Here is a 23,987-nt window from a genome sequence, read left to right on the forward strand (position 1 = left end):
CGGTGAGCGACGAGGACCTGTGGCGGGTGCTCCGCCAGGCTGCCGACATGCCGTACGGGGCGGGGCAGATCGCCGCCCTGGAGCAACTGCTGCGCCGGGTGGACGCGTCCGACGACCGGCACCTGGCGTTCCTCAGCCGGATGCAGGGCACCACCACCTACATCTACGGCGGTGAGCCGGCCAAGTCGTTCGTCACCTTCGCCTGGTGCCTGGCCGAGTTCGACCGGGATCCGCAGCCCTACCACCAGCGCTACACCCATCAGCTCCTGTGGCACTTCAAATACATGGTCAACGGCATGCTGAAGTTCCCCGAGCTGCCGCTGGACCGCACGTACGCGGTGCTGGACGACATGGAACGGCGCTACCGCACGGCGGGGCACAGCCTCCAGGCGGTGCACAAGCACCGCTACCGGGTGGCCGAGCACGTCGGCGACGCCGACGCGGCCGAACACTGGTACCGGCTGTGGCAGAGCACCCCCCGCGACGACCTGTCCGACTGCGCCGGCTGCGACCCCACCTCCGTCGTCAACCACCTCACCGGCACCGGCCGGTACTCCGAGGCGGTGACCCTCGCCGAGCCGGTGCTGACCGGCCGGCTGTCCTGCACCGAACAACCCCAGTCCATCCTCACCGCGCTGCTCGTGCCCTACCTGCGTACCGGCCGCCACGACGCGGCGCGGGACGCCCACCGGGAGGCGTACCGGCGACAGCGGACCAACCTCTCCGACCTGTGGGACATCGGGGACCACGTCGAGTTCTGCACCCTGACCGGCAACGAGGCGCGGGCCGTGGAGATCGTCGAGCGGCACCTGGACTGGCTGGACCGGGCCCCGTCACCGGCAGCCGAGATGCACTTCGCGGCCACCGCCGCCGCCGCGTTGCGCCGCGTCGGCGACGCGACCCTGCACCGTCGCGCGGCCGGCGACCGGCCCGCCGGTGAGGTGCCGGCCGCCGAGCTGGTGACGGAGCTGACCGAACGGGCCACCGCGCTCGCCGCCCGCTTCGACGAGCGCAACGGCACCACCCACCAGTCGGAGATCATCGCCCGGCGGCTGGCCACCGAACCGGCCGGGGAGCACGTGCCGCTCTCCGCCAGCGTGCGCCGTCGACCCCGCCGCCGCGTCGCCGGCCCGGCCGCCGAGGAGCAGCCGGCGGCGCGGCCGGTATCGCGGCCCGCCCGGGTCGCCGACCCCGCGCCCGCGGTCCCGGTGCCGACCGACGCGACCGCCGACGAGCTGCTCGACTTCGCCACCGAGCGCTGGCGGTCCCACGACCGGGCGGGCTTCACCGCCGCGCTGGCCGCCTGGGACCAGCGGTTCGCCGGGACCGACCTGCCCGCGTCCACCGCGGCGCACCGCACCGAGCTGCGGGCCGCCGAGCGGGGCGACGCCGACGACGTGACGGGGGCGATCGACCTCAACCGGGCCGCCCTGGCCGCCTGGCGGGAGGTCGGCGACGAGGTCCGCGCGCAGGTCGTCGCCGGCCGGCTCGGCGTGCAGCTCGCGTCCGCCGACGAGACCGCCGAGGAAGGGCTGGAGCTGGTACGCGCCGCCGCCGAAACGCTCGACGCACACGGTGACGACGCCCAGCGGGCCGGCGCCCGACACCGGATCGCGCTGGCGCTGATGCAGCGGGAACGCTGGTCCGAGGCGCTGGACGCGCTCGACCGGGTACCCGCCGACGTCGCGGACCGTTACCTCGCCACCCGGGTGGCGGTGCACCGCGCGCACGTCCTGGAACAGCTCGACCGGCTGCCCGAGGCCGGCACCGAGGCCGACCGCGCCCGCCGGCTGAGCCGCGAGCTGGGCGCCGACGACCTGCTCACCGGCGCGTGCCTGGCGTACGCCCGGTGCGCCGAGGACCCGGCCGAGGCGGTCACCGCGTGCGACGAGGCACTGGCCGTGGCACCGGACGACGCGCTGCTGCCCACCCGGGTCACCCGGGCCCGCGCGCTGATGGCCGCCGACCGGGCGCCCGAGGCGGTCGACGACTTCGTCGAGGCGGTCACGCTCTGCGTCGAGCGGGGCGCGCCCGGGGACGCGCTGCTGCGCTGGGAACTGGCCAACGCGTACCGGGCCGTCGGCCGACTGGGCGAGGCCGCCGAGGTCGCCGAGGAGGCCGTCCTCGGTCTCGACCGGCTGGGCGCCCAGGCCGAGGCGGACCGGTGCCGGCACCTGCTGGCCGGCATCTACGAGGGGCTCGGCGAGATCGATCCCGCGCTCGCCCTGCTGGAACAGCTCGCCGACAACCTGGACTCGCCGGACAACCTGCCGCACCGGGCGCAGGTGCTGGAGGAGGCCGGTGGCATCCTCTACGACGCCGACCGGGACGCGGTCGCCGCGCAGCGGTTCGCGGCGGCGGCGAACGCGTACCGCCAGGCCGGGTTGCCGGTCGACGAGTTGCGCGCGCGGCGCCGGGAGGCGTCCGCCCGGTACTGGGCCGGCGAACCGGAGGCAGCCACCGACACCCTGGACACGGCGGACCGGCTCGCGGTGCCGCTCGCCGCACAGTCCGACCCGGTACCGGTCGTCACGTACGAGCTGGCGATGCTCGCCGAGGGCGGCGCGCGGATCCTGACCGGCGTCGGCCGGGTGGTCGAGGCGTTGGACCGGCTGGACGGGGTGGCCGGTCGGCTACGCGGCATCGAGGCGTTCGGCGAGGCCGCGCAGGTGGAGATCTTCACCGGGGAGGTCCTGCTCCGGCTGGACCGGCCGGCCGAGGCCGAGCGGATCCTGCGCGAGGTGCTCGGTGGACTGCCCGACGGCTCCCGGCCGGCGCAGCAGACCGCCTGGCTGCTGGCCCGGGCCCTGGACGGCCTGGACCGCGCGGAGGAGGCCACCAAACTGCGCGACGAGTACGGCCTGCACGAGGACGACTGATCCCACCGGTCTTCCCGGGTCCTGGTCCGCCTGGGTCCTGGTCCGCCCGGGTCCTGGTCCGCCCGGGCCCGGTCCGGCGGGGCCCTGGTCGGTCGGCTTCTGGTTGGTCGGGTTCTGGTCCGCCGCGTCCGCCGCGTCCGCCCCGGCCGGCGGGTCGGGTCGGGGCGGGCGCAACCGACCGGTAACCCATGGCCTGTCGGGTGCGGTCTACGCTTGCCCGGTGACGGTGGAGCAGCAGGCGCGGGGCGCGACGGGGCCGGGTCGGCGACGTACCCGCAAGGACGAGATCCTGGAGATCGCGGTCGGTCTCTTCGCCTCGCGGGGCTACCACGGTGTCTCGATGGACGACATCGGCGCGGCCGCCGGGGTCACCGGCCCGGCGCTCTACCACCACTTCGCCGGCAAGGAGGCGATGCTGGTCGCCGCGCTGATCCCGGTCAGCGAGGGACTGCTCGCCGGTGGCCGGGAGCGGTCCGCCGGTCACCCGGACGACCCGCGCGGCGCGCTGGAGTCACTGATCGACTTCCACGTGGAGTTCGCGCTGGCCAATCCGGCCGTGATCGCCCTGCACCTGCACGAGTTGGACCGGCTGCCGGACGAGCCGCGCCGCCGGATCCGCCGGCTCCAGCGGCTCTACGTCGAGGAGTGGGTCAGCACCCTGACCACGCTGCACCCCGGTCTGCCCGCCGGCGAGGCGCGGGTGGTGGCCCACGCCGCGTTCGGCTTGATGAACTCGACGCCGTTCCTCGGCGGAGAAGTGGACCGGCGGCGCCGCGCCGAACTGCTCCGCGGCGCCACCCTGGCCGCCCTGCTCGCCCCCACCGCCTGATTCGGTGTTAACAAGGGGCCCTTCCTCTACCGCAGGCGTTAATAGGGGGCCCTTCCTTACACCGACTCGTGAGTAACGTGCGGGGCGTGGTTCCCTTGCTTCCGTCCCGACCCCCGGACGCTGGGAGGAAACATGATCGAGTCACTGCTGGTCGCCAACCGGGGCGAGATCGCCCGCCGGATCATCCGTACCGCCAAGCGGCTCGGTATCCGCGTGATCGCGGTGTACTCGGAGGCCGACTCCGACCTGCCGTTCGTGGCCGAGGCCGATGAGGCGGTCTGCGTGGGCCCGGCCAACCCGGCGCAGAGCTACCGCAACACCGAGGCGATCCTGGCTGCCGCCAAGTCGACCGGAGCGCAGGCCATCCACCCCGGCTACGGCTTCCTGTCGGAGAACGCCGACTTCGCCCGTACGGTCACCAGCAGTGGGCTGATCTGGGTCGGACCCGGCGCGGACGCGATCACCGCCATGGGCGACAAGATCAACGCCCGGAACCTGATGGCGGCGGCCGGTGTGCCGGTCGCGCCGGGCACCACCGACCCGGCTGCCGACCTCGCGGCGGCCACCGCAGCCGCGGCCGAGATCGGCTACCCGGTGATGGTCAAGGCCGCGGCCGGTGGCGGCGGTATGGGCATGGCCGTCGCCAACGACGAGGGCCAGCTCGCCACGGAGTACGACAAGGTCCGCGCGTTCGCCGAGCGGATGTTCGGCGACGGTTCGGTGCTCATCGAGCGGTACTTCCCCCGCGTCCGGCACGTCGAGGTGCAGATCCTCGGCCTGGCCGACGGCCGGGTGGTGGCCCTCGGCGAGCGGGAGTGCTCGGTGCAGCGGCGCAACCAGAAGCTGGTCGAGGAGTCCCCGTCCCCGGCGGTGTCGCCGGAGTTGCGGGAGCGGTTCCTGGCCGCGGCGGTACGCGCCGGAGAGGCGGTCGGCTACCGCAACGCGGGCACGGTGGAGTGCCTGCTCGATCCCGCCACGAACGAGTTCTTCTTCCTGGAGATGAACACCCGGCTCCAGGTGGAGCACCCGGTGACCGAGCTGGTGTACGGCGTCGACCTGGTCGAGGAGCAGCTGCGCGTCGCCGCCGGTCTGCCGCCGACCTTCGACCCGGACGCGCTCGCCCCGCGCGGGCACGCCATCGAGCTGCGGATCAACGCCGAGGACCCGAAGCGTTTCCTGCCCGGCCCGGGTGTCGTCAGGACGTGGGTCGAGCCCACCGGCGAGGGCGTCCGGGTCGACTCCGGCTACGTCGAGGGGAACACCGTCACCCCGTTCTACGACAGCCTGATGGCGAAGCTCATCGTCAGCGGCAAGGACCGCGCCGAGGCGATCGAGCGCGCGAAGGCGGCGGTGGCGCAGTTCCAGCTGGCCGGCCCGAAGAACAACCTCCCCTTCTTCGCCGAGTTGCTGGAGAACGAGGAGTTCCTCTCCGGCAACTACGACACCGGCATCGTCCCCCGCATGCGCTGACCCCCCTCTGCGACGCGGTTGATCATGGGGTTAGCGGGTTTCTCGTCCCTTTTGTGTCCGCTAACCCCATGATCGACGCCGCCCGGAGGTGGGGTGGCATGCTGGGGGGAATCCCTGGATCAGTGAGGTGACCCCTTATGGCGGAACTGCCGGAGTCCGTGTCGATCCGTGAGGTCGGGCCGCGGGACGGGTTGCAGAACGAGGAGCCGATCCCGACCGACGCGAAGGTGCGGCTGCTCGACGCGCTGTCGCGCACCGGCGTGCGGCGGATCGAGGCCGTGTCGTTCGTGCACCCGAAGGCGATCCCGCAGATGGCCGACGCCGACGAGGTGTGGCAGCGGGCCACCAAGGCCGACGGTGTGCGCTACTCCGCGCTGGTCCCCAACACCCGTGGCGCCCAGCGGGCCCTCGCCGCCGGGTTCACCGAGATCGAGGTGGTGGTGTCGGCAAGCGACACGCACAACCGGCGCAACGTCAACCGCTCCACGGACGAGTCGCTGGACGACATCGCCGAGCTGATCGACCTGCTGCATGGCGCGGGCGCGCAGGCCGAGGTGATCGTGGCGACCAGCTTCGGCTGCCCGTACGAGGGGGACACCGACCCGGCCCGGGTGGCCGCCATCGTGGACCGGGTGGTCCGCGACGGCGCGGACCGGGTGGCCTTCGGCGACACCACCGGCATGGGTACGCCCCGCCGGGTCCGGGAGCTGCTCACCGCGGTACGCGACCGCAACGCCCACGTGCCGGTGCTGCTGCACTTCCACAACACCCGGGGCACCGCGCTGGCGAACATGCTGACCGCGCTGGAGTTGGGGGTGACCGAGTTCGACGCGAGCGTCGGCGGCCTCGGCGGCTGCCCGTACGCCCCGGGAGCCAGCGGAAACCTGGCCACCGAGGAGGCGGTGCACATGTTGCACGACATGGGCATCGACACCGGCATCGACCTGGACGCCCTGATCGAGGTCGCCGAGCTGGCCGAGGAGCTGGTCGGCAAGAAGCTCCCCTCCGGGGTACTGCGCGCTGGTCCCCGCACCCGCCTCACTCCGCTGCCGGCCTGACCTACGAACGTGCGGCGGGGCCGGAGCGGGGACCCGTGGGTCGCCGACCGGCGCGCGGATGCGATAGCCTAACGATCGTTCAGGTGAGAACGGTGAGGGAGTCCGCGTGACGCTCGACGGTGAGGCACTGGAGCAGCTGCGCAAGCGCGTCCGGGCCGGTGGTGCGGACAAGTACCACGCGGCGAACGCCGCCAAGGGCAAGCTCTTCGCCCGGGAGCGGGTCGCGCTCCTGGTGGACGAGGGTTCCTTCGTCGAGGACGGCCTCTACGCCAACGCCTCGGCCGAGGGTCTGCCCGCCGACGGCGTGGTCACCGGCACCGCCACCATCGACGGCCGGCAGGTCTGCCTGATGGCCAACGACTCCACGGTGAAGGCCGGCAGCTGGGGCGCCCGCACGGTCGAGAAGATCATCCGGATCATCGAGCGGGCGTACGCGGCCGGGGTGCCGATGGTCTACCTGGTCGACTCGGCCGGCGCCCGGATCACCGACCAGGTCGACCTCTTCCCCGGTCGGCGCGGCGCCGGGAAGATCTTCTGGAACCAGGTCCGCGCCTCGGGTTCGATCCCGCAGGTCTGCGCGCTGTTCGGGCCGAGCGCGGCGGGCGGGGCCTACATCCCGGCGTTCTGCGACGTGGTGGCGATGGTGGACGGCAACGCCAGCATGTACCTCGGCTCGGACCGGATGGTCGAGATGGTGACCGGGGAGAAGACCACGCTGGAGGCGATGGGCGGTGCCCGGGTGCACTGCGCCGAGTCCGGCGTCGGGCACTTCCTCTGCAAGACCGAGGCCGAGGCGCTGGACGTGGTGAAGCGCTACCTGTCCTACCTGCCGGCGAACTGGACCCAGGCGCCGCCGGCCGCGCCGGCGGTCCCGGCGTCCGCGAAGGTCGACCTCGCCGCGCTGGTGCCGGCGAGCGAGCGGCAGGCGTTCGACATGCGCCGGTACGTCAAGGGCCTGCTCGACGAGGATTCGTTCTTCGAGATCCAGGCGCTCTGGGCCAAGGAGCTGACCATCGGCTTCGGCCGGCTGGACGGCGAGGTCGTCGGCGTGGTCGGCAACAACTCCATGTTCAAGGGCGGGGTGCTCTTCGTCGACTCGGCCGACAAGGCCACCCGGTTCGTGCAGCTCTGCGACGCGTTCAACGTGCCGCTGCTGTTCCTCAGTGACGTGCCGGGGTTCATGGTCGGCAGCGCGGTGGAGAAGCAGGGCATCATCCGGCACGGCGCCAAGATGATCACCGCGATCTCCGAGGCGACCGTACCCAAGATCTGCGTGGTGGTGCGCAAGGCGTACGGCGCGGGTCTCTACGCGATGGCCGGGCCCGGCTTCGAGCCGGACGCGACGATCGCCCTGCCCACCGCGAAGATCGCGGTGATGGGCGCGGAGGCCGCGGTCAACGCCGTCTACGCCAACAAGATCGCCGCCATCGCCGACGAGACCGAGCGGGCCGCGTTCGTCGCCGCGAAGCGCGCCGAGTACGAGCGGGACATCGACATCGTCCGGCTGGCCAGTGAGCTGGTGATCGACACCATCGTCGAGCCGCACGACCTGCGCGCCGAACTGGTCCGTCGGTACGCCGCCGCGCGCGGCAAGGAACGGCACTTCTCCCGACGCCGACACGGCGTCACCCCCGTCTGAGCGGTAAGGAGGGGCCCCCGCTTAACGCCTGGTGTATAGGAAGGGGCCCTTCCTAACTCATCAGCCGTCCCGGCGTCACGAGCGCCCGGCGGCCCGTCCACCACAGGAGGAACGATGGACTTCCGGCTCGGCGAGGAGCAGCAGGCGCTGCGGGAGAGCGTCCGGGACTTCGCCCGTGAGGTGATCGCCCCGGTCATCGGCGAGCACTACGAGAAGCACACCTTCCCGTACGAGGTCGTCCGGCAGATGGGCAAGATGGGCCTGTTCGGGCTGCCGTTCGCCGAGGAGCACGGCGGCATGGGCGGCGACTACTTCGCGCTCTGCCTGGTCCTGGAGGAGTTGGCCCGGGTCGATTCCAGCGTGGCGATCACCCTGGAGGCGGCTGTCTCACTGGGCGCGATGCCGATCTACCGGTTCGGCACGGAGGAGCAGAAGGCGCGGTGGCTGCCCCGGCTGCTCAGCGGGGAGGCGCTGGCGGCGTTCGGGTTGACCGAGCCGGGCACCGGTTCGGACGCCGCCGGCACCCAGACCCGGGCGGTCCTGGACGAGGCGACGAACGAGTGGGTGATCAACGGGTCGAAGGCGTTCATCACCAACTCGGGCACCGACATCACCGCGCTGGTCACGGTTACCGCGGTCACCGGTACGCGGCCGGACGGCAGCAAGGAGCTGTCCACCATCATCGTGCCGTCCGGTACGCCGGGCTTCACCGTCGCGCCGGGTTACTCCAAGGTCGGCTGGACCGCCTCGGACACCCACGAGCTGACGTTCGACGACTGCCGGGTGCCGGCGGAGAACCTGCTCGGCGAGCGGGGCCGGGGCTTCGCGCAGTTCCTGCGGATCCTCGACGAGGGTCGGATCGCCATCGCCGCCCTGGCGGTCGGTCTCGCCCAGGGCTGCGTCGACGAGTCGATCAAATACGCCAAGGAGCGTCAGGCGTTCGGTCAGCCGATCGGCAACTACCAGGCGATCCAGTTCAAGATCGCCGACATGGAGATGAAGGCGCACACCGCCCGGCTGGCGTACTACGACGCCGCCGCGCGGATGCTGGCCGGGGAGCCGTTCAAGCGGCAGGCCGCCATCGCCAAGCTGCACGCCAGCACGGTGGCGGTGGACAATGCCCGCGAGGCCACCCAGATCCACGGCGGGTACGGCTTCATGAACGAGTATCCGGTGGCCCGCTTCTGGCGGGACTCCAAGATCCTGGAGATCGGCGAGGGCACCAGCGAGGTGCAGCGGATGATCATTGCCCGCGACCTGGGCATGTGACGCTCGCGGGAAACCCGGTGCGGTGCGGGGTGCGGCCGGGTCCGCCGTCGGGCACCTGTCGGATATCCGCAGCCGGGCGTCGGCAGGACGACGATCGACTGCCGCCGGTCGGAGGTGATCCGTACTCTTCGTGCCCATGACTCCCGATCTTGATCGTTCGCGGAGCCCGGGTACGCGTACCGGATTGTCGGAGCTGTTGCGCGGGCACCGGCTGGCCGCCGGCCTGACCCAGGCCGAGCTGGCGACGCGGGCCGGCGTGGGCGTACGCACGGTCCGCGACCTGGAACGGGGCCGTTCGGCCCGGCCGCAGCGCACCACCGTCGAGCTGCTCGCCGGCGCGCTCGACCTGGCCGGTGAGGACCGGTCGGCCTTCCTCGCCGCGGCCCGCGGCCCGGTCCCGGCGCCCCGGGACGGGTCCGGCCCGGCGGCGGCCGTCGACACCGACCCGGCCGCCGGTGCCACGTCGGCGCTCCCGCCCCCGGTGACGTTGATCGGCCGGGAGCGGGACGTGGCGGAGCTGGTCGGCACGCTGCTCACCGATCCGGTACCCCGGCTGATGAGCCTGGTCGGGTTGACCGGGGTCGGCAAGACGGCGCTGGCCCTGACGGTCGCGCACGAGGTCGCCGGCGGGTATCCCGGCGGCGTGGCCGGTGTCCTCATCGGTGAGGGCTCGGACGCCGCCGACGTGCTCACCGCCGCGTTGACGGTCTTCGGCGTCGCCCGGCTGCCGGAACTGGCGACCCGGCTGGCCGGCCGGCCGGCACTGCTGATGATGGACGCGGTGGAGCGGGCGCCGAACGCCGCCGCCGACGCGGTACGCGGGCTCACCGCCGCGGCACCGTCGCTGCGCGTGCTGGTCACCGGTCGGCACCCGGTCGGCCTGCCCGGCGAGCGGGTCCGTCCGGTGGCGCCGCTGGACGTACCGCCGCCGGGCGGCGAGGGCGGGGCGCCCTCCCTGGCCGACTACCCGGCGGTGGCGCTGTTCACCGCCCGGCTGGCCCAGGTGCGCCCGGAGCCGCCCACCCCGGACGAGCTGCCGGCGCTGGCCGCCCTGGTCCGGCGCCTCGGCGGGCTGCCGCTGGCCATCGAGCTGATGGCGGCGCGGGCCCGGATCCTCGACCTCAACGAACTCCTGGACCGTTACGGCGACCGGGTTCTCGACCTGGCCACGTCCTCGGGAGCGGCGGGCCGGCCGGGCTGGGACCCGGCGGACCCGGCCGGTACGCGGGACGGGCGCGTGGCGGCGGCGGAGACGCTGCGGGACGCGGTGGCGACCAGCTACCGCCTCCTGGCGCCGGACGAGCGGGCGGCGCTGCGGCGGCTCGCCGCGTTCGGCAACCGGTGGTCGGTGGAGATGACCGAGGAGATGCTCGCTGACGGCGGTGACTCCGACGGCACGGTGGTGGTCGACCCGGTGCCGCTGTTGGACCGCTTCCTGGAGCTGGGCCTGCTGAGCGTCCGGGGTGTCGGGCCGTTCCGCTTCCGGCTGCTGGACGCGGTCCGGGACTTCGCCGCCGAGCAGGCGGCCGGGGCCGGCGAGTGGACCGCGATCCGTCGGCGGCACGCCGAGGTGCTGGCCCGGTTGGTGGCCCGGACCGCGCCGGACCTGGTCGGCGTGCACCTGCCGGCGGCGGTGTACCGGCTCGACCAGGTGAGCGGCGACATCAGCTGGGCACTGGCGCACGCCGCCGTGGACGACCCCGGCACCGCGCTGCGCCTGGCGGCGGGGCTGGTCCGCTGGTGGCGGTTCCGGGGGCGTGACGTCGCCGGCCGGCAGTGGCTCTGCCGGTTGCTGGCCGACCCGCGGACGGCGGACGCCGACCCGGTGCTGCGGGCATGGGCGTCGCTCGGGGTGGCCCGGTTGGCGGCCGAGCACGGCGCGGGCCCCGAGGAGGTGCCGACGGTCCGGATGGCGCTCGCCGCGTTCCGCACGGCGGGCGACGTGGCCGGAGAGCTGGCGGCGCGCACCGTGCTGGGTGAGTTGCTGGTCGGCGCCGGGGGCCACGACGAGGCGCGCGAGCACGCCGAGGCGGTGCTGGCCCTGGCCGCCCGGCACGGCCGCACCCGGGACATGGCGGTCGCGCAGGGCAACCTGTCGTGGCACGAGATCCGGGCCGGTGACGTGCCCGCGGCGCGGCGTCGACTGGCGGCGGTGGACCGGCTCGCCACGCAGTGCGCGGACCGGCGGCTGCGGCTGCTGGCCCAGGCCGACCTGGTCGAGCTGTCCCGCCTGGAGGGGCGGTACGCCGACGCGGCCGACCAGGGCCGCCGGGTACTGCGTGCCCTGGACGGGTTGGGTGACCCGGGACACCGGCGTCGGGTGCTCGGCGCGGTGGGCCTGGCCCTGGCCCAGGCAGGACGGGCGGCGGAGGCGGCTGAGGTGCTGGCCGAGTTGCGCCCGCCGATCGCCTCGGTGCCGCTGGCCCCGGCCGTCGTCGTCGCGCCCCGGGTGCGGTTCGACGATCTGGACGCGGTGTCCGGGGCCTTCCCGGACGCCCGCCCGGAGGATGCGGTCTGCGCGTTGATCGAGGGGTATCTCGCCCTGCACCGGGGTGACCGGGACCTGGCGGCGGAGTGGTTCACCGCGGTGGCGGAACTCGGCAGCGGCGGGCCGGACCGGCGCGAAGTGGTCGAGGCGTTGGTGGGACTCGCCGCCAGCACGGGTGACCCGGAGGTGTTGGACCGGCTCGACGCGGCGAGCCGGGACGGTGGGGTGCGCCTGCTGCCGCGCGAGGAGGAACTGCTCTACGCGCTGGACGCGGCCCGGCGGAGCGGCCGGCGCGGAGGGCCGGGGGCGGCGCGAGCGAAGTAGCCCCCTCTTGCAACCCCTTAGCTCATCGCCCGCGCCGTGTCCCCCCGGTGCGTCCCCGCCCGACGAAGACTAGCGATCACCTTCAGCGAGGCCGTCCGCTTTGCTGCGTTACCTCCCGCACCCGCGGTGATTCTGCCGGTCTTTCTGCCGGTGTCGAGCGGTCCGGCCGCACTGCGGCCGGCAGCTCCCGGCGGTGCCCGTAACGCTGCCGAGCGTGACCGCCGGGCATCGGGACTGTCGGGCCGCCACGGTCAGGGCTGGACCGCCGGCTCGCCGTCGGGGGCCGGGTCGGTGCTGCCGGCGGTCGCGCCCGGGTGCACCGCGTCCCGGACCCGACGCAGCCCGTCGAGCAGGGCGCGCAGCGCGTCCTGGTCGAGCTGCCCGGTGAACCACTGCTCGATGATCCGCAGGTGGCCGGGGAGCACCTCGTCGAGCCGTTGCAGGCCGCTGGCGGTGACCACCGCGTACGAACTGCGCCGGTCGGACGGGCAGGCGCGCCGGGTGAGCAGCCCGTCGCGCTCCATCCGGTCGACCACCCGGGTGACGCCGCTGGTGGACAGGGTCGTCTGGGCGGCCAGGTCGGTCATCCGCAGTTGGTTGCCGGGGGAGCGGGCGAGCCGGGTGAGCACCTCGAACTCCACCGGCGAGAGGCTGTGCTCCTCGAACTGGGCGGCGAACCGGGCCGACAGCCCGGCGTGCGTCTCGACGAGCAGGCCGACGGCGGTGATCCGGGGGTCGTCGAACACGTTTTGGTTCACCCTCTGATCCTAACAGTCCTTGACACGCGGAATATTGTTGCGGCTATAGTTGCTCAGGCAGACGTTGGGCTACTAAACAAATCTTCTCCGGAGGGCAGTTTCCATGACCAGCAGCATCGCACCGGTTACCCGCGACTGGGACGGCCTTACCATCCCGACCGCCGGCACCTATTTGCTGGACGCGGCGCACAAGCGCGTCGGCTTCGTCGCGCGGCACATGATGGTGAGCAAGGTACGCGGTGAGTTCGCCGAGGCCACCGCGACGATCACCGTCGCCGAGGACCCGCTGCAGTCCACCGTCACCGCCACCATCCAGGCGGCGAGCATCGACACCAAGCAGGCCGACCGGGACACGCACCTGCGCAGCGCCGAGTTCCTCGACGCCGAGCAGTTCCCGACGCTGGAGTTCCGCAGCACCGGCGTGAAGTCCCACGACGGCAACGAGTTCGTCCTCACCGGCGAGCTGACCGTCAAGGGCGTCACCCGCCCGGTCGACCTGGAGGTCGAGTTCGAGGGCGTCGGCCGCAGCCCCTTCGGCCAGGACATCTTCGGCTTCTCGGCGACCACCGAGATCGACCGGGAGGACTTCGGTCTGACCTGGAACGTGGCCCTGGAGACCGGCGGCGTGCTGGTCGGCAAGAAGATCAAGATCGAGATCGAGGGCGAGGCCGTCCGCCAGGCCTGATCCTCCCACCCGTCGGGCCCGCGCCGCACCAGGCGCGGGCCCGACGTCGTACGCGGGCCGGACCCTTCACACCACGGTGCGAATTGTCACGACCTGTTCGCTGCTTCGGCCGATGCCGGACTGGCCCGAGTGGGTAGTAATCCCGGCGCGCGCACATCCTCCCGCCCGGCCGGGCCTCTGGCCCGGCGAGGGGCGCGCTCATACCGTTGGATGGTTCACAATGCGCTGCGGAGCGGGACCGCTCCGCAGCGCCACGCGCCGGGAGGACACATGGGCAGGGACGTCGAGCAGGGCGCCTTCTCCCGCGAGGATCGGGCCCGATACCGACAGAAGGTCCGACGGTGCCTGGACGTCTTCGCGCTGATGCTGGACGACTTCGGGTTCGACGCGGACCGGCCGATGACCGGCCTGGAGATCGAACTGAACCTGGTCGACTCCGCCGCCGAACCGGCGATGCGCAACGAGCAGATCCTCGCCGACATCGCCGATCCGCTCTTCCAGACCGAACTGGGGCAGTTCAACCTCGAACTCAACGCGCTGCCCCGGCTGATCGAGGGCGCCGGCTTCGCCGACTACGAGCAGGACCTGCGCGGCAGCCTCTCCCGCGCGGACGAACGCGCCGCCGCCTCCGACGCCCGGATCGTGCTGGTCGGCATCCTGCCCACCCTCACCGAGCGACACCTGGTGGCCGACAACCTCTCCACGAACGAGCGCTACCGGGTGCTCAACGACCAGATCGTCGGTGCCCGGGGGGAGGACATCGAACTCGACATCCGCGGCGTCGAGCGCCTGCGGACCCACACCGACTCGATCGCGCCCGAGGCCGCCTGCACCAGCCTCCAGTTCCACCTGCAGGTCGCGCCGGACAGCTTCGCCGACTACTGGAACGCCTCCCAGGCCATCGCCGGCGTGCAGGTGGCCGTCGGTGCCAACTCTCCGTTCCTGTACGGGCGGCAGCTGTGGGCGGAGACCCGGATCGCGCTGTTCCAGCAGGCCACCGACACGCGGCCGGACGAACTCAAGGCCCAGGGCGTACGCCCTCGGGTGTGGTTCGGTGAACGGTGGATCACCTCGATCTTCGACCTGTTCGAGGAGAACGTCCGCTACTTCCCGCCGCTGCTGCCGATCTGCGAGGACGAGGACCCGGTTGAGGTGCTGCACTCCGGTGGTGTGCCGGAGTTGAGCGAGCTGCGCCTGCACAACGGCACCGTCTACCGCTGGAACCGCCCGGTCTACGACATCATGGACGGCCGTCCGCACCTGCGGGTGGAGAACCGGGTGCTGCCGGCCGGTCCGACCGTGGTCGACATGCTGGCCAACGCCGCCTTCTACTTCGGCCTGGCCCGGGGGCTCGCGGAGGCCGACCGGCCCATCTGGAGCCAGCTTCCGTTCAGCTCCGCCGAGGAGAACTTCCACGCCGCCGCGCGGCGCGGGATGGACGCCGTCCTGCGTTGGCCCCGCCTGGGTGAGGTGCCGGTGACCAAGCTGGTCCTCGACGTCCTGCTGCCCACGGCCGCCACCGGGCTGGACCGGTTCGGGGTGTCGCCGGCCGAGCGGGACCGGCTGCTGGGCATCATCGAGCAGCGCTGTCGTACCGGCCGCAACGGCGCGGTGTGGCAGACCGAGACGGTGTGGGCGGCCGAACGGCATCGCGGCATGGACCGGGACAGTGCCCTGCACCACATGGTGCAGCGCTACGCCGAACTGCAACGCGGCAACGAGCCGGTGCACACCTGGCCGGTCGACTGACTGACCACCCGGGGGATGCCGCGGCCGGAGAGGGTCAGCGGGCGCGGCGCGGTGCCCGGGGCCGCTTCGCCGGGGGCGCGGTCTCCGCTGCGGGGTCCGACCCGTCGTCGCCGGCCGGCTCCACTCCGCCCGGCTCCGTCCTGACCGGCTCCTGGCCGGCCGGTCGGGAGCCGGTGCGCTGCGTCGGGATGGCCGGCGCGGGCCCGGTGGGAGCCGGAGCCGGCGGGTCGGTGAGGATCGGTGTCACCTCGACCGTGTCGTCCCGCGCGGAGGCACCCGATCCGCCCCGACCGGCCGGCGTGGGCCGGACCGCGCCGGCCCGGCCCACGGCGACGGGGCCGGTCGGCTTCGGCTCCGTCGGGGGAACGTCCTCCGGCGTGCCGTCGTCGGTCGTCTCCCCGGCGACCACCGGTGCGCTGGCGGCACGCGCCGCTGCGGAGTCGCGCGCGGCGGTGCGGCGGGCGGCTCGCTGCGCGAGCGCGGACACCAGGACCGAACCACCGATGCCGACGATCACCGCGTACGGCGCGATCAGGTGCGCGGACACCTGCTGCGGATCGATGGTGGTGAGCCCCGGTACGGCCAGCAGGTACGCGACGGCCACCAGCAGCGGCCCGGCCGCGCCGGAGGCGGTGGCACCGACCCGGTGATCGGTCCGGCGCGCCGCCGATCGTGCCGCCAGCGCGCCGATCAGCAGGGCGGACCCGAGTGACAGCAGCGCGCCCGGCCAGTAGAACCAGTCCCGGATCCAGAACCGCGCGTCGTCCGCGCTGAGCTGCCAGATGCCGAGTTGCGCGCTGGTCAGGCCACGTCCGGCGAGGACACCGTCCAGTACGGCGACCACCGCGAGTGCCCAGAGCCAGCCCACCGTGGCCAGCACGTTGGTGGCGGCGGCCCGGGAGCGCAGGGCCCAGACCGCCGTCAGCACGCCGAGCAGCAGCCCGACGGCCGCGTACGTCGCGGCGACGTTCCGGGGCGAGGTGGTGTCCGGCACCACCGCCATCCGGGCCGGTACGGCCACCAGCAGGACGGCGATCGACGCGCCCACCGCGGCGGCCACCGCCAGGAGGACGGACCCGAGCCGGCCCACCGGACGGTCCCCGGTCGCCGGACTGGCGGGGGCCGGGCTCTCCGGGGCTGCCGGACTCTCCGGGGTCGCCGGCGCGGCCGGGGCGGTGGCGGCCGTCGGGGAGCCGGCGGCGGGAGGAGCAGCGGCCGGGGCGGCGGCGGAGGCACGGTCCCGTAGCCGCTGGGCGCAGACCGCGCCGAAAACGGTGGAGGTGGCGGCGATCCAGGTCGCCCAGATGAGACCGGCCACCCAGGTGGCCGGGTCGGTCCCGCCCTCGGGTGGCGCCCAGTCGATGATGCCCAGGCCGTAGCCGAAGCCCAGTTGGGCCGCACCCGCGCCCGCAGCGACACCGACCGCGGTCGCGGCCGACCCTCCCCAGCCCTGTCTGGCCATGCGGGGGAGCGTAGCGTTCCCGCATCGACGCGGCGAGTCCTGCGCGGGCACCGTGACGCAGCGCGGTTGGTCGGGCCCGGTACGGTCGCCGGTGGAGCGAGGCGGTGGCGGAATGACGGACGGGCACACGGGGCACGGGTCGCGCGGCGACGGCGGGCCGAACCGGTTGACCCTGGTGCTGGGCGGTGGGTTGGCGTTCGTGTTGCTCGCCGCCATCGGTGCGACCGGTGGTTGGATGCTGGCCGGCGCGGACGACTCTCCGGTCACGCCGGTCGCCGAAGCCACGGCGACGGGGTCCCCCACGACACGTGAGCGGAGTACCCGCCCGGCCGTGCCCCGACCGCAGCCGACGACGCCGCGCACCACCGCCGCACCGGCTCCGTCCGGTGGACTGACCGTGCCGCCGGTGGTCGGCATGGACTTCGAGAAGGCCCGCGAGGAACTGCGCGAGGAGCGGCTGGGTTGGCGGTTGGTCTTCGGCTCGGGCACCGGCCGCGCGGTGGAGCGGGCGACCCCGGCGGTGGGTGAGCGGATCTCCCGGGGCCGGACGGTCACCCTGTACGTCGGCGGCCCGGCCCCCACCGTCGAGGTGCCCGACGTGGTCGGCGAGCCCTGCTCGGAGGCGGCGGACGAGTTGGTCGACGACGGCTTCTACCCCGCCTACCCGGTGAGCCGCGCCGGGGTGGTCAGCCGCCAGGAACCGGCTGCCGACAGCACGGCCCGTTGGAACGACCGGGTGTCGATCTGGTGTGGTTCGTCGCCGTCCGGCACCCCGACGGCGGTACCGACACCCTGATCCGACCGGCCCGGTCCGCGAGCACGCCCGGCGGCACGCCGTTCCCGGCGGGCAGCGACCCGGACCGTTAGGTTGGCCGGGAGGGGCCACCGCCCGCGCCGGGCCGGAAAGGGACTGCCATGGGTGAGCGCAGCGAGCGAGTCGTCGGGTTCGGCGTGTCGGTGCCCCGTGGCGCCCGGGAGCGAAGCGCGGTGGTGTCGTGAACGACGGGCGACCGGAGCCGACCCCCGGAGATCACGACGACAGCACCCGTCCCCTCCCACCGACCGGCGGCCCGTCGGAGCCGGCCGACCGTACGCAACGGTTGCCCGGACCCGCCGAACGCATGACGCCGGGCCCGGAGGACGAGACCCGGGCGTTGCCCCCGGACCGGGCGGCCCCGGCGGACCGCACCGCGCCGCTGCCCCCGGGGCTGTCCGCCCCGCCGGCGTGGTCCGGCCGGGCCGAGGTCCCGTCGCCGCGCCCGGAGGACTACCGCGAGCCGGCCGACTGGTACGCCGAGGAGGCCGCCGGTCGACCGTGGTGGCTGCCCATCCTGTGGGGCGTGCTCGCGCTGCTGCTGCTCGCGCTGCTCGGGGGCGGGCTGTGGCTGGCGCTGCGCTCCGCCGACGACGAGCCGGCGCCGCCGGTCACCCCTTCGGTGTCCCCGACCCGCGCGTCACCCCGCACGGAGGCGCCCACCACCTCGGCCGCCCCGACGACCGGATCACCCTCGGCGGCGCCGACCACCGCGGCGGCCGAGGTGCCGATGCCGCCGGTGGTGAACCTGCCGCTGGCCACGGCGCAGGCGATCCTGGACCGGACCGGCCTCGCGTACGAGGTGGAGTACCGCATCTCGGACCGTCCCGCCGGCACCGTGCTGGAGACCGATCCGGAGGCGGGCGAACCGGTTTCCGAGGACGAGGAGGTCACGTTGGTGGTCTCCCGGGGAGAGCCGACGCCGGAGAGCCCGACCGGCACCGCGAGCGCCGAGCCGACGCCCACCGGCTGACCGGTGCCGGCCCTGGTGCGGCGTGCCGCCCCTCGGGGTCCGGCTCACCACATCCGGCGTCTGGTGCCCACCAGGCCGAGCCCGGCGAGGGAGATCGCCAGGCCGAACACGCCCGACCAGAACAGGGATCGGCGAACATTCTCCGGCGAGTGCCGGCCGCCGTGTGCGACGTCGTCCGGTCCGGAGGACGGTTCGGTCGCCGGACCGGACGACGGACCGGGGCCGGTGCCGGGGGCACCGAACCCGTCCGACTCGTCGAGGGCATCGGGCTCGCCGAAGGCGAACGGCTCGGCGAACGGGTCCCCGAAGGCGTCCTCGTCGACCTCCGATGGATCCTCGTCCACCACGGTGATCTCCGGTGCGGGCACCGGCGCGGTCAGGTGGGCGGACGAGCGGGCAGGTTCCCGGGCCACGACCACGAGTGTGGCCGCGCCGCAGAGGAGCGTCAGGAGTCCGAAGGCGTAGACGATGTGCCAGCGGTGGGTCCGCGGCACGGCAGGGTGATTGACCATGGCCGTCCCAGGTTCAGGGTCCGGGACGCGCGGGGTGGAACGTGCCGGGGTGGCGTACCGAATTCTATGGTCTCGGTCCGCCACCCGGCGGCCGTTCGCGGAGGTCAGCCCACCCGGATCGGGGTGCGGGCAACTGGTCGGCGCGGCGCACGCACGGCGTGCGGTCGCGGTTGCGGGGCGGCCTGGAGCTGCTCCAGACCCAGTCGCTGTACGAAGATCGACCGACGGTTGACCGCGTCCCCCGAAGCGTTCAACTCGTAACCTTCGATCCAGAGCCAACCGTCGTAGGTCGGCCAGTCGAGGACCCGGATCACCCGGAAGGTGATGGGCCGGAGGAACTGGACACTCGCCGCGCGAGTCACGTGCAGTACGTCACCGGAGCGGGGAAGCACATGGGCTCCTGGAAAGGATGGGCCGACGGTCGGTGCCGGCGGGGCTGGCTGGGGGACGTCTCTCCTGGCCCGGCAACGGGATCGTGCCTCGTCGGACCGGTGTGCGGGTGGTGGTGGTCGGGCTACGTCCCGCTGGTGGCGGACCGCCACCCGACCATCACCCGGTTGCTCCGGGTACCGCACCCGCCGCCGCAGCCGTCCGGCTTGCAGCGGCGGGGTCATCACCCCGGGGCAGGTCGTGTTGTCGTTGGCCACGAGCCCTTTCCGTCCCGTGTCCGGTGCGCCGTGGGATCACCACAGCGGGGAAGCGGACGGAGACGGTGAGTTACCCGGGCCATACCGACAGAGTGCATCAGCGTCGTGCGGGATGCAAGTTGCACGTCGACTTTTGCCGATACGTGAGCGGCGCGCACGAAGCGAAGCTTGAAGACGCTCGCATTTGGACGGCACACTGAGATCCGGTTTCGCCCGTCGCGGCCGGTCGATGACCGGCACCACTGCCCGCCGCGAACACCCGCACCGCCCCGCGCCCGGGCCGGCGGGTGGACGAAGCGGCGCATCCAGGCGGAGGTGGCGGGTGGGAGCCAGCAGCCGGTGGTCCCGAGTGGGGCACGGGGACCACAGTGAGTGAGCGGCGCAGCCCGACCATCCGGCGGCGCCGGCTCGGCGCCGAGTTGCGCCGTCAGCGGGAGGCCGCCGGGATCACCATCGAGGCCGTCGCCGAGCAGTTGGAGTGCTCCGCCTCCAAGATCTCGCGCATCGAGACCGGGCACACCTCGGCCACCCCGCGCGACGTCCGGGACATGCTCCGGATCTACGGCGTGGTCGGCGTGGAGAGCGACGAGCTGGTGCAGATCGCCCGCGAGGCCCGGCAGAAGGGCTGGTGGCATCCGTACAGCACGGTGCTGGTCGGCGCGTACGTCGGCCTGGAGGCGGCGGCGGGTTCGATCCGGGCGTACGAGCAGCAGGTGGTTCCCGGCCTGCTGGAGACCGAGGACTACGCGAGCGCGATGATCCGCGCCGCGCGCCCGGACTTCACCCCGGAACAGGTGCGCCAACGGGTGCGTGTCCGTCTGGGCCGTCAGTCGTTGTTGACCCAGGATGATCCGGTCGATCTGTGGGTGGTGCTCGATGAGGCGGTGGTGAGCCGGCCGGTGGGCGGGGATGCGGTCATGCGTGACCAGCTCCGACGGTTGGTGGAGGTGGCCGAGCTGCCGAACGTGACGCTCCAGATCCTGCCCTTCGAGGTCGGAGCGCACGCCGGCATGGACGGGACGTTCACCATCCTCAGCTTCCCTGAGCCCGGTGATCCGGATGTGGTGTACGCGGAGAACGCTACGGGTGGGCTCTTCCTGGAGAAGAGCGACGAACTTCAGAAATACAGCTTCATCTTCGATCACATCCGCGCTGCGGCCATTCGTCCGGAGGAGTCCGTCGCACACATCGCAAAACTGGTAGAGGAGCCGCTGTGGAAATGGCGACCAAGGGGTTCGGAGTGGCCCTGACGCAGGCAGCGTGGTTCAAGAGCTCGAAGAGCGGGCCGAACTGCGACAACTGCGTGGAAGTGGCGTACGTGACCGGGGCCGTCGGGGTCCGGGACTCGAAGGACAAGACGGGTCCCGCCCTGGTGTTCGGCCCGGGTGACTGGCGTGCCTTCGTCGCCGGCGCCAGGGACGGCGGGTTCGACCGGGCCTGACGCCCGGTACGTGGGTCGGGTGTCCCCGGACGGCTCTGCCGTCCGGGGACACCCGCGTGATCCGGGTCGGGTGGATCGGCCGGCATCCGCCGGGCCTTCCCGTCGCCACGGCGGCTCCGGGTCGTTGTACTCCTCGACACGGCGCTGGTCGACAACCCGCGACAACCCGCCGCGCGGATCGGCAACCGAACGAGGCAGGCGAGACGATGACGACGATCGGGTCAGAGAACCTCACCAACGGGCCGGGCAAGCCGGAACGCTTCGGCGGCAAGTACCGCGGCGCACGCCGGGACACCGTGTTGACCGAGGTGGTGTCGACCGACACCGAGGTCGGCGGCCGGGAGGACGTCGCCGGCGCACCGGAGCAGGCCACGCCGCCACTGACGTTGCCCTCGCTGGACCCGAATCCGCTGACCGAGCCGTCGTTCCCGACCGGCGGGTGGGCGGTGGAGCCGAGCGGCTCGTTGGCCGACCACCCGCTGTTGCGCGGTCTGCTGCTGGAACTCCCGCCGAGGGGCAGCGTGCCGCCGCCCGGCTGGCTGGACCGCTGGTTCGAGGCGACCCGGGCGATCCTGGAACTGCTATACGTGCAGGGGGCCGGCGGCCGGTCGCGGTGAGGTCGGTGCCGGCATCGCCCGCTCCGCGAGCCGGTTGTGTCGCAGCGCGTGCCGGACGCCGATGGCGACGAGGCCCACGATGCCCAGGGTGACCGCCGGCCCGCTCGCGCCGGCACCGCTGGCCAGCGGGGGCACCGCCGCGGTGAGCGTCGCCGGCAGCAGCGCCAAGCCCGTCACCTGCACCGGCAGCCCGATCAGCGGGTGCGCCGCGGCGGCCCGCAAGCCGTGCGGCGCGGGCGTGCGGGGTGCGGTGGCGAAGGCCCCCGCGCCGGTCCACAGCCGCTTCATCCGACGGACGGCGCAGACCGCCACCGCACCCGCCGGGACCACGGCGAGGACGAGCCCGGTGGCGGCCCGGTCCACCGCCGTACCGCCGCCGCTGGAGAGTCCGGCGGCCAGCACCACGGCCGTGAGGCCGAGCGCGGTCAGGGTCAGAGCGAAGACCCATCCGGTACGCCGCCGCAGGGCGCGTGCCCGGTCGAGCCGAGGCAGCCCGTCGGCCAGAACGCCGGCGGCGAGCCAGACGACGGTGAGAGTGAGCAGGACCCCGAGATGACTCTCCATGCCGGACAGCCTTTCCCGATTCGCGCCCGCGCGAATCGGGGACGGCCCCCCGTTGGTCCCGTAACCGCTCCCCGTAGGGGTCATCCCACCGGTGTTATGGGCAACTCGGCATGTATATCTCCCGCTCCGTTGCGCTCTACCCTCAGCTCGATCGGCACTCATCGATTCGCTCGCCATGAACGAGCGGACGGTCGACGTCCGGTCGGAGGGAGGTAGGGAGATGGGTCTTTCACACAGGTCCGTGTTCGTCGGGGTGGCCGCGTTGGCCATGGTCGTCACGGCCACCCCGGCGATGGCCGCCGAGCAGGTCGGCACGGTCCGCGCCGCCGGTGGCGCCACCGCCATCGCGGACAGCTACATCGTCGTCTTCAAGGACAGCGCGGTCAGCCGGACCGCGGTCGGCGCGTCGCTCACCCGGCTGAAGAACCGCCATGGCGGCACGACGGTCCGGACGTACAGCGCCGCCGTGCGTGGCGCCGAGATGCGGATGACCGCCAAGGCGGCGGCCCGGATGGCCGCCGACTCGGCGGTGGCGTACGTCGAGCAGAACCACACCGTGTCGATCGCCGGCACCCAGGCGAACCCCCCGTCCTGGGGCCTGGACCGGATCGACCAGCGGGCACTGCCGCTGAACAACTCGTACACGTACCCGAACACGGCGAGCAACGTCACGTCGTACATCCTGGACACCGGCATCCGGACCACGCACTCGGACTTCGGCGGTCGCGCCACCTGGGGCACCAACACCGTCGACAGCAACAACACCGACTGCAACGGTCACGGCACGCACGTCGCCGGCACCGTCGGCGGCACCGCGTACGGCGTCGCCAAGGGCACCCGCCTGGTGGCGGTGAAGGTGCTCAACTGCGCGGGCAGCGGCTCCAACGCCGGGGTGATCGCCGGCGTCGACTGGGTGACCGCCAACGCGGTCAAGCCGGCGGTGGCCAACATGAGCCTCGGCGGCGGGGCCAGCAGCGCCCTCGACAACGCGGTGGCCAACTCGATCAGCTCGGGCGTGACGTACGCCCTGGCGGCCGGCAACAGCAACGCCAACGCCTGCAACTCGTCGCCGGCGCGTACCGCCTCGGCGATCACCGTCGGCGCGACGACCAGCACCGACGCGCGGGCGTCCTACTCGAACTACGGCACCTGCCTGGACATCTTCGCGCCGGGCTCGTCGATCACGTCGGCCTGGTACAACAGCGACACCGCGACGAACACCATCAGCGGCACGTCGATGGCCTCGCCGCACGTCGCCGGTGCCGCCGCGCTGGTGCTCTCGGCCAACCCCTCCCTCACCCCGCAGCAGGTGCGTGACTCGCTGGTCAACAACGCCACCAGCAACGTGGTGACCAGCCCGGGCACCGGCTCGCCGAACAAGCTGCTCTACGTCGGTGACGGCGGCACCACCCCGCCGCCCCCGCCGCCGCCCCCGGGCTGCAGCGGCACCAACGGCACCGACGTCGCCATCCCGGACGCCGGCTCCGCGATCAGCAGCTCGATCACCATCTCCGGCTGCGACCGGGCCGCCTCGGCGACCTCGACGGTGGCGGTGAACATCGTGCACACCTGGCGCGGTGACCTGGTCGTCGACCTGGTCGCGCCGGACGGGTCGGCGTACCGGCTGAAGAACAGCAGCAGCTCGGACAGCGCCGACAACGTCGTCGCCACCTACACGGCCAACCTGTCCAGCGAGGCCGCGAACGGCACCTGGCGGCTCCAGGTCCGGGACGTGTACCGGTACGACACCGGATACATCAACACCTGGACGCTGACCGTCTGAGCCCGCTCCGACGGTGAGGCCCCTTC

20 protein-coding genes are annotated in these 23,987 nt (G+C 73.1%); 15 read left to right on the forward strand and 5 right to left on the reverse strand.

Annotated features, from left to right (window positions below; all coding sequences use genetic code 11):
* Positions 1 to 2: 2 nt before the first annotated feature.
* The 7 genes from D7223_RS15865 to D7223_RS15895 all read left to right on the forward strand — a co-directional run bounded on the left by D7223_RS15865 (position 3) and on the right by D7223_RS15895 (position 11,956).
* Entirely contained in the window at positions 3 to 2,879 is a 2,877-nt protein-coding gene (locus D7223_RS15865) for a hypothetical protein (RefSeq protein ID WP_120729280.1), read from the forward strand.
* Between the two features lie 220 nt (positions 2,880 to 3,099).
* Positions 3,100 to 3,708 carry a TetR/AcrR family transcriptional regulator gene (locus tag D7223_RS15870; protein ID WP_120729163.1) on the forward strand — a complete coding sequence of 203 codons (609 nt, stop codon included), beginning with the start codon at positions 3,100 to 3,102 and terminating at the stop codon, positions 3,706 to 3,708.
* Between the two features lie 132 nt (positions 3,709 to 3,840).
* On the forward strand, positions 3,841 to 5,178 hold the full coding sequence (locus D7223_RS15875; RefSeq protein WP_120729164.1) for an acetyl-CoA carboxylase biotin carboxylase subunit: 1,338 nt from the start codon (positions 3,841 to 3,843) through the stop codon (positions 5,176 to 5,178).
* Between the two features lie 137 nt (positions 5,179 to 5,315).
* The gene (locus D7223_RS15880; RefSeq protein ID WP_120729165.1) at positions 5,316 to 6,236 is read left to right on the forward strand and encodes a hydroxymethylglutaryl-CoA lyase; all 921 of its coding nucleotides are present in this window, start codon (positions 5,316 to 5,318) and stop codon (positions 6,234 to 6,236) included.
* Positions 6,237 to 6,342: 106 nt separating this feature from the next.
* Positions 6,343 to 7,875, forward strand: coding sequence for an acyl-CoA carboxylase subunit beta (locus D7223_RS15885; protein WP_120729166.1), 1,533 nt, complete (start codon positions 6,343 to 6,345; stop codon positions 7,873 to 7,875).
* Positions 7,876 to 7,989: 114 nt separating this feature from the next.
* Positions 7,990 to 9,144, forward strand: coding sequence for an acyl-CoA dehydrogenase family protein (locus D7223_RS15890; protein ID WP_120729167.1), 1,155 nt, complete (start codon positions 7,990 to 7,992; stop codon positions 9,142 to 9,144).
* 136 nt (positions 9,145 to 9,280) lie between these two features.
* Positions 9,281 to 11,956 (forward strand): ATP-binding protein, encoded by a 2,676-nt coding sequence (locus tag D7223_RS15895; RefSeq protein ID WP_120729168.1) that lies wholly within the window; start codon positions 9,281 to 9,283, stop codon positions 11,954 to 11,956.
* Between the two features lie 251 nt (positions 11,957 to 12,207).
* On the opposite strand, the gene D7223_RS15900 is transcribed toward D7223_RS15895, so the two are convergent.
* Positions 12,208 to 12,714, reverse strand: coding sequence for a MarR family winged helix-turn-helix transcriptional regulator (locus D7223_RS15900; protein WP_120729169.1), 507 nt, complete (start codon positions 12,712 to 12,714; stop codon positions 12,208 to 12,210).
* A gap of 103 nt (positions 12,715 to 12,817) precedes the next feature.
* Between D7223_RS15900 and D7223_RS15905 the strand changes: the two genes are divergently transcribed.
* On the forward strand, positions 12,818 to 13,399 hold the full coding sequence (locus D7223_RS15905) for a YceI family protein (RefSeq protein WP_120729170.1): 582 nt from the start codon (positions 12,818 to 12,820) through the stop codon (positions 13,397 to 13,399).
* 270 nt (positions 13,400 to 13,669) lie between these two features.
* Positions 13,670 to 15,148: a glutamate-cysteine ligase family protein gene (locus tag D7223_RS15910; RefSeq protein WP_120729171.1), complete on the forward strand. Its 1,479-nt coding sequence runs from the start codon at positions 13,670 to 13,672 to the stop codon at positions 15,146 to 15,148.
* Between the two features lie 34 nt (positions 15,149 to 15,182).
* On the opposite strand, the gene D7223_RS15915 is transcribed toward D7223_RS15910, so the two are convergent.
* Positions 15,183 to 16,610, reverse strand: a complete 1,428-nt coding sequence (locus D7223_RS15915) for a hypothetical protein (protein ID WP_238162022.1) — start codon at positions 16,608 to 16,610, stop codon at positions 15,183 to 15,185.
* Between the two features lie 112 nt (positions 16,611 to 16,722).
* Between D7223_RS15915 and D7223_RS15920 the strand changes: the two genes are divergently transcribed.
* Positions 16,723 to 17,406: a PASTA domain-containing protein gene (locus D7223_RS15920; protein ID WP_120729172.1), complete on the forward strand. Its 684-nt coding sequence runs from the start codon at positions 16,723 to 16,725 to the stop codon at positions 17,404 to 17,406.
* A 325-nt stretch (positions 17,407 to 17,731) separates the two neighbouring features.
* The gene (locus tag D7223_RS15925; RefSeq protein WP_120729281.1) at positions 17,732 to 18,397 is read left to right on the forward strand and encodes a PASTA domain-containing protein; all 666 of its coding nucleotides are present in this window, start codon (positions 17,732 to 17,734) and stop codon (positions 18,395 to 18,397) included.
* A 44-nt stretch (positions 18,398 to 18,441) separates the two neighbouring features.
* Here the strand turns inward: D7223_RS15925 and D7223_RS15930 are convergent, their stop codons facing one another.
* Positions 18,442 to 18,891, reverse strand: a complete 450-nt coding sequence (locus D7223_RS15930) for a hypothetical protein (protein WP_238162024.1) — start codon at positions 18,889 to 18,891, stop codon at positions 18,442 to 18,444.
* 122 nt (positions 18,892 to 19,013) lie between these two features.
* Entirely contained in the window at positions 19,014 to 19,301 is a 288-nt protein-coding gene (locus D7223_RS15935) for a hypothetical protein (protein WP_120729174.1), read from the reverse strand.
* 623 nt (positions 19,302 to 19,924) lie between these two features.
* Between D7223_RS15935 and D7223_RS15940 the strand changes: the two genes are divergently transcribed.
* From D7223_RS15940 to D7223_RS15950, 3 genes are all read left to right on the forward strand, one after another.
* Entirely contained in the window at positions 19,925 to 20,806 is an 882-nt protein-coding gene (locus D7223_RS15940) for a helix-turn-helix domain-containing protein (RefSeq protein WP_120729175.1), read from the forward strand.
* A complete protein-coding gene (locus tag D7223_RS15945; protein WP_120729176.1) occupies positions 20,776 to 20,997 on the forward strand; it encodes a DUF397 domain-containing protein in 222 nt (73 codons plus the stop codon). Before D7223_RS15940 ends, D7223_RS15945 begins: the two co-directional genes overlap by 31 nt.
* A gap of 206 nt (positions 20,998 to 21,203) precedes the next feature.
* Positions 21,204 to 21,614: a hypothetical protein gene (locus D7223_RS15950; RefSeq protein WP_120729177.1), complete on the forward strand. Its 411-nt coding sequence runs from the start codon at positions 21,204 to 21,206 to the stop codon at positions 21,612 to 21,614.
* Here D7223_RS15950 and D7223_RS15955 read toward each other — a convergent pair.
* On the reverse strand, positions 21,579 to 22,178 hold the full coding sequence (locus tag D7223_RS15955; protein ID WP_120729178.1) for a hypothetical protein: 600 nt from the start codon (positions 22,176 to 22,178) through the stop codon (positions 21,579 to 21,581). The two genes, D7223_RS15950 and D7223_RS15955, sit on opposite strands and share 36 nt — an antisense overlap.
* A gap of 220 nt (positions 22,179 to 22,398) precedes the next feature.
* On the opposite strand from D7223_RS15955, the gene D7223_RS15960 reads away from it, so the two are divergent.
* Positions 22,399 to 23,961: a S8 family peptidase gene (locus D7223_RS15960; RefSeq protein WP_120729179.1), complete on the forward strand. Its 1,563-nt coding sequence runs from the start codon at positions 22,399 to 22,401 to the stop codon at positions 23,959 to 23,961.
* Positions 23,962 to 23,987: the final 26 nt, after the last annotated feature.

The organism is Micromonospora endolithica (assembly GCF_003626595.1).
GTDB lineage: Bacteria > Actinomycetota > Actinomycetes > Mycobacteriales > Micromonosporaceae > Micromonospora > Micromonospora endolithica.

Bases quoted from the DNA above. Each gene is read 5' to 3' on its own strand.
- D7223_RS15905 (WP_120729170.1), top strand. From the start codon at position 12,818: ATGACCAGCAGCATCGCACCGGTTACCCGCGACTGGGACGGCCTTACC.
- D7223_RS15915 (WP_238162022.1), bottom strand. From the start codon at position 16,610: ATGGCCAGACAGGGCTGGGGAGGGTCGGCCGCGACCGCGGTCGGTGTC.
- D7223_RS15895 (WP_120729168.1), top strand. From the start codon at position 9,281: ATGACTCCCGATCTTGATCGTTCGCGGAGCCCGGGTACGCGTACCGGA.
- D7223_RS15875 (WP_120729164.1), top strand. From the start codon at position 3,841: ATGATCGAGTCACTGCTGGTCGCCAACCGGGGCGAGATCGCCCGCCGG.
- D7223_RS15950 (WP_120729177.1), top strand. From the start codon at position 21,204: ATGACGACGATCGGGTCAGAGAACCTCACCAACGGGCCGGGCAAGCCG.
- D7223_RS15945 (WP_120729176.1), top strand. From the start codon at position 20,776: ATGGCGACCAAGGGGTTCGGAGTGGCCCTGACGCAGGCAGCGTGGTTC.
- D7223_RS15960 (WP_120729179.1), top strand. From the start codon at position 22,399: ATGGGTCTTTCACACAGGTCCGTGTTCGTCGGGGTGGCCGCGTTGGCC.
- D7223_RS15910 (WP_120729171.1), top strand. From the start codon at position 13,670: ATGGGCAGGGACGTCGAGCAGGGCGCCTTCTCCCGCGAGGATCGGGCC.
- D7223_RS15920 (WP_120729172.1), top strand. From the start codon at position 16,723: ATGACGGACGGGCACACGGGGCACGGGTCGCGCGGCGACGGCGGGCCG.
- D7223_RS15880 (WP_120729165.1), top strand. From the start codon at position 5,316: ATGGCGGAACTGCCGGAGTCCGTGTCGATCCGTGAGGTCGGGCCGCGG.
- D7223_RS15955 (WP_120729178.1), bottom strand. From the start codon at position 22,178: ATGGAGAGTCATCTCGGGGTCCTGCTCACTCTCACCGTCGTCTGGCTC.
- D7223_RS15925 (WP_120729281.1), top strand. From the start codon at position 17,732: ATGACGCCGGGCCCGGAGGACGAGACCCGGGCGTTGCCCCCGGACCGG.
- D7223_RS15890 (WP_120729167.1), top strand. From the start codon at position 7,990: ATGGACTTCCGGCTCGGCGAGGAGCAGCAGGCGCTGCGGGAGAGCGTC.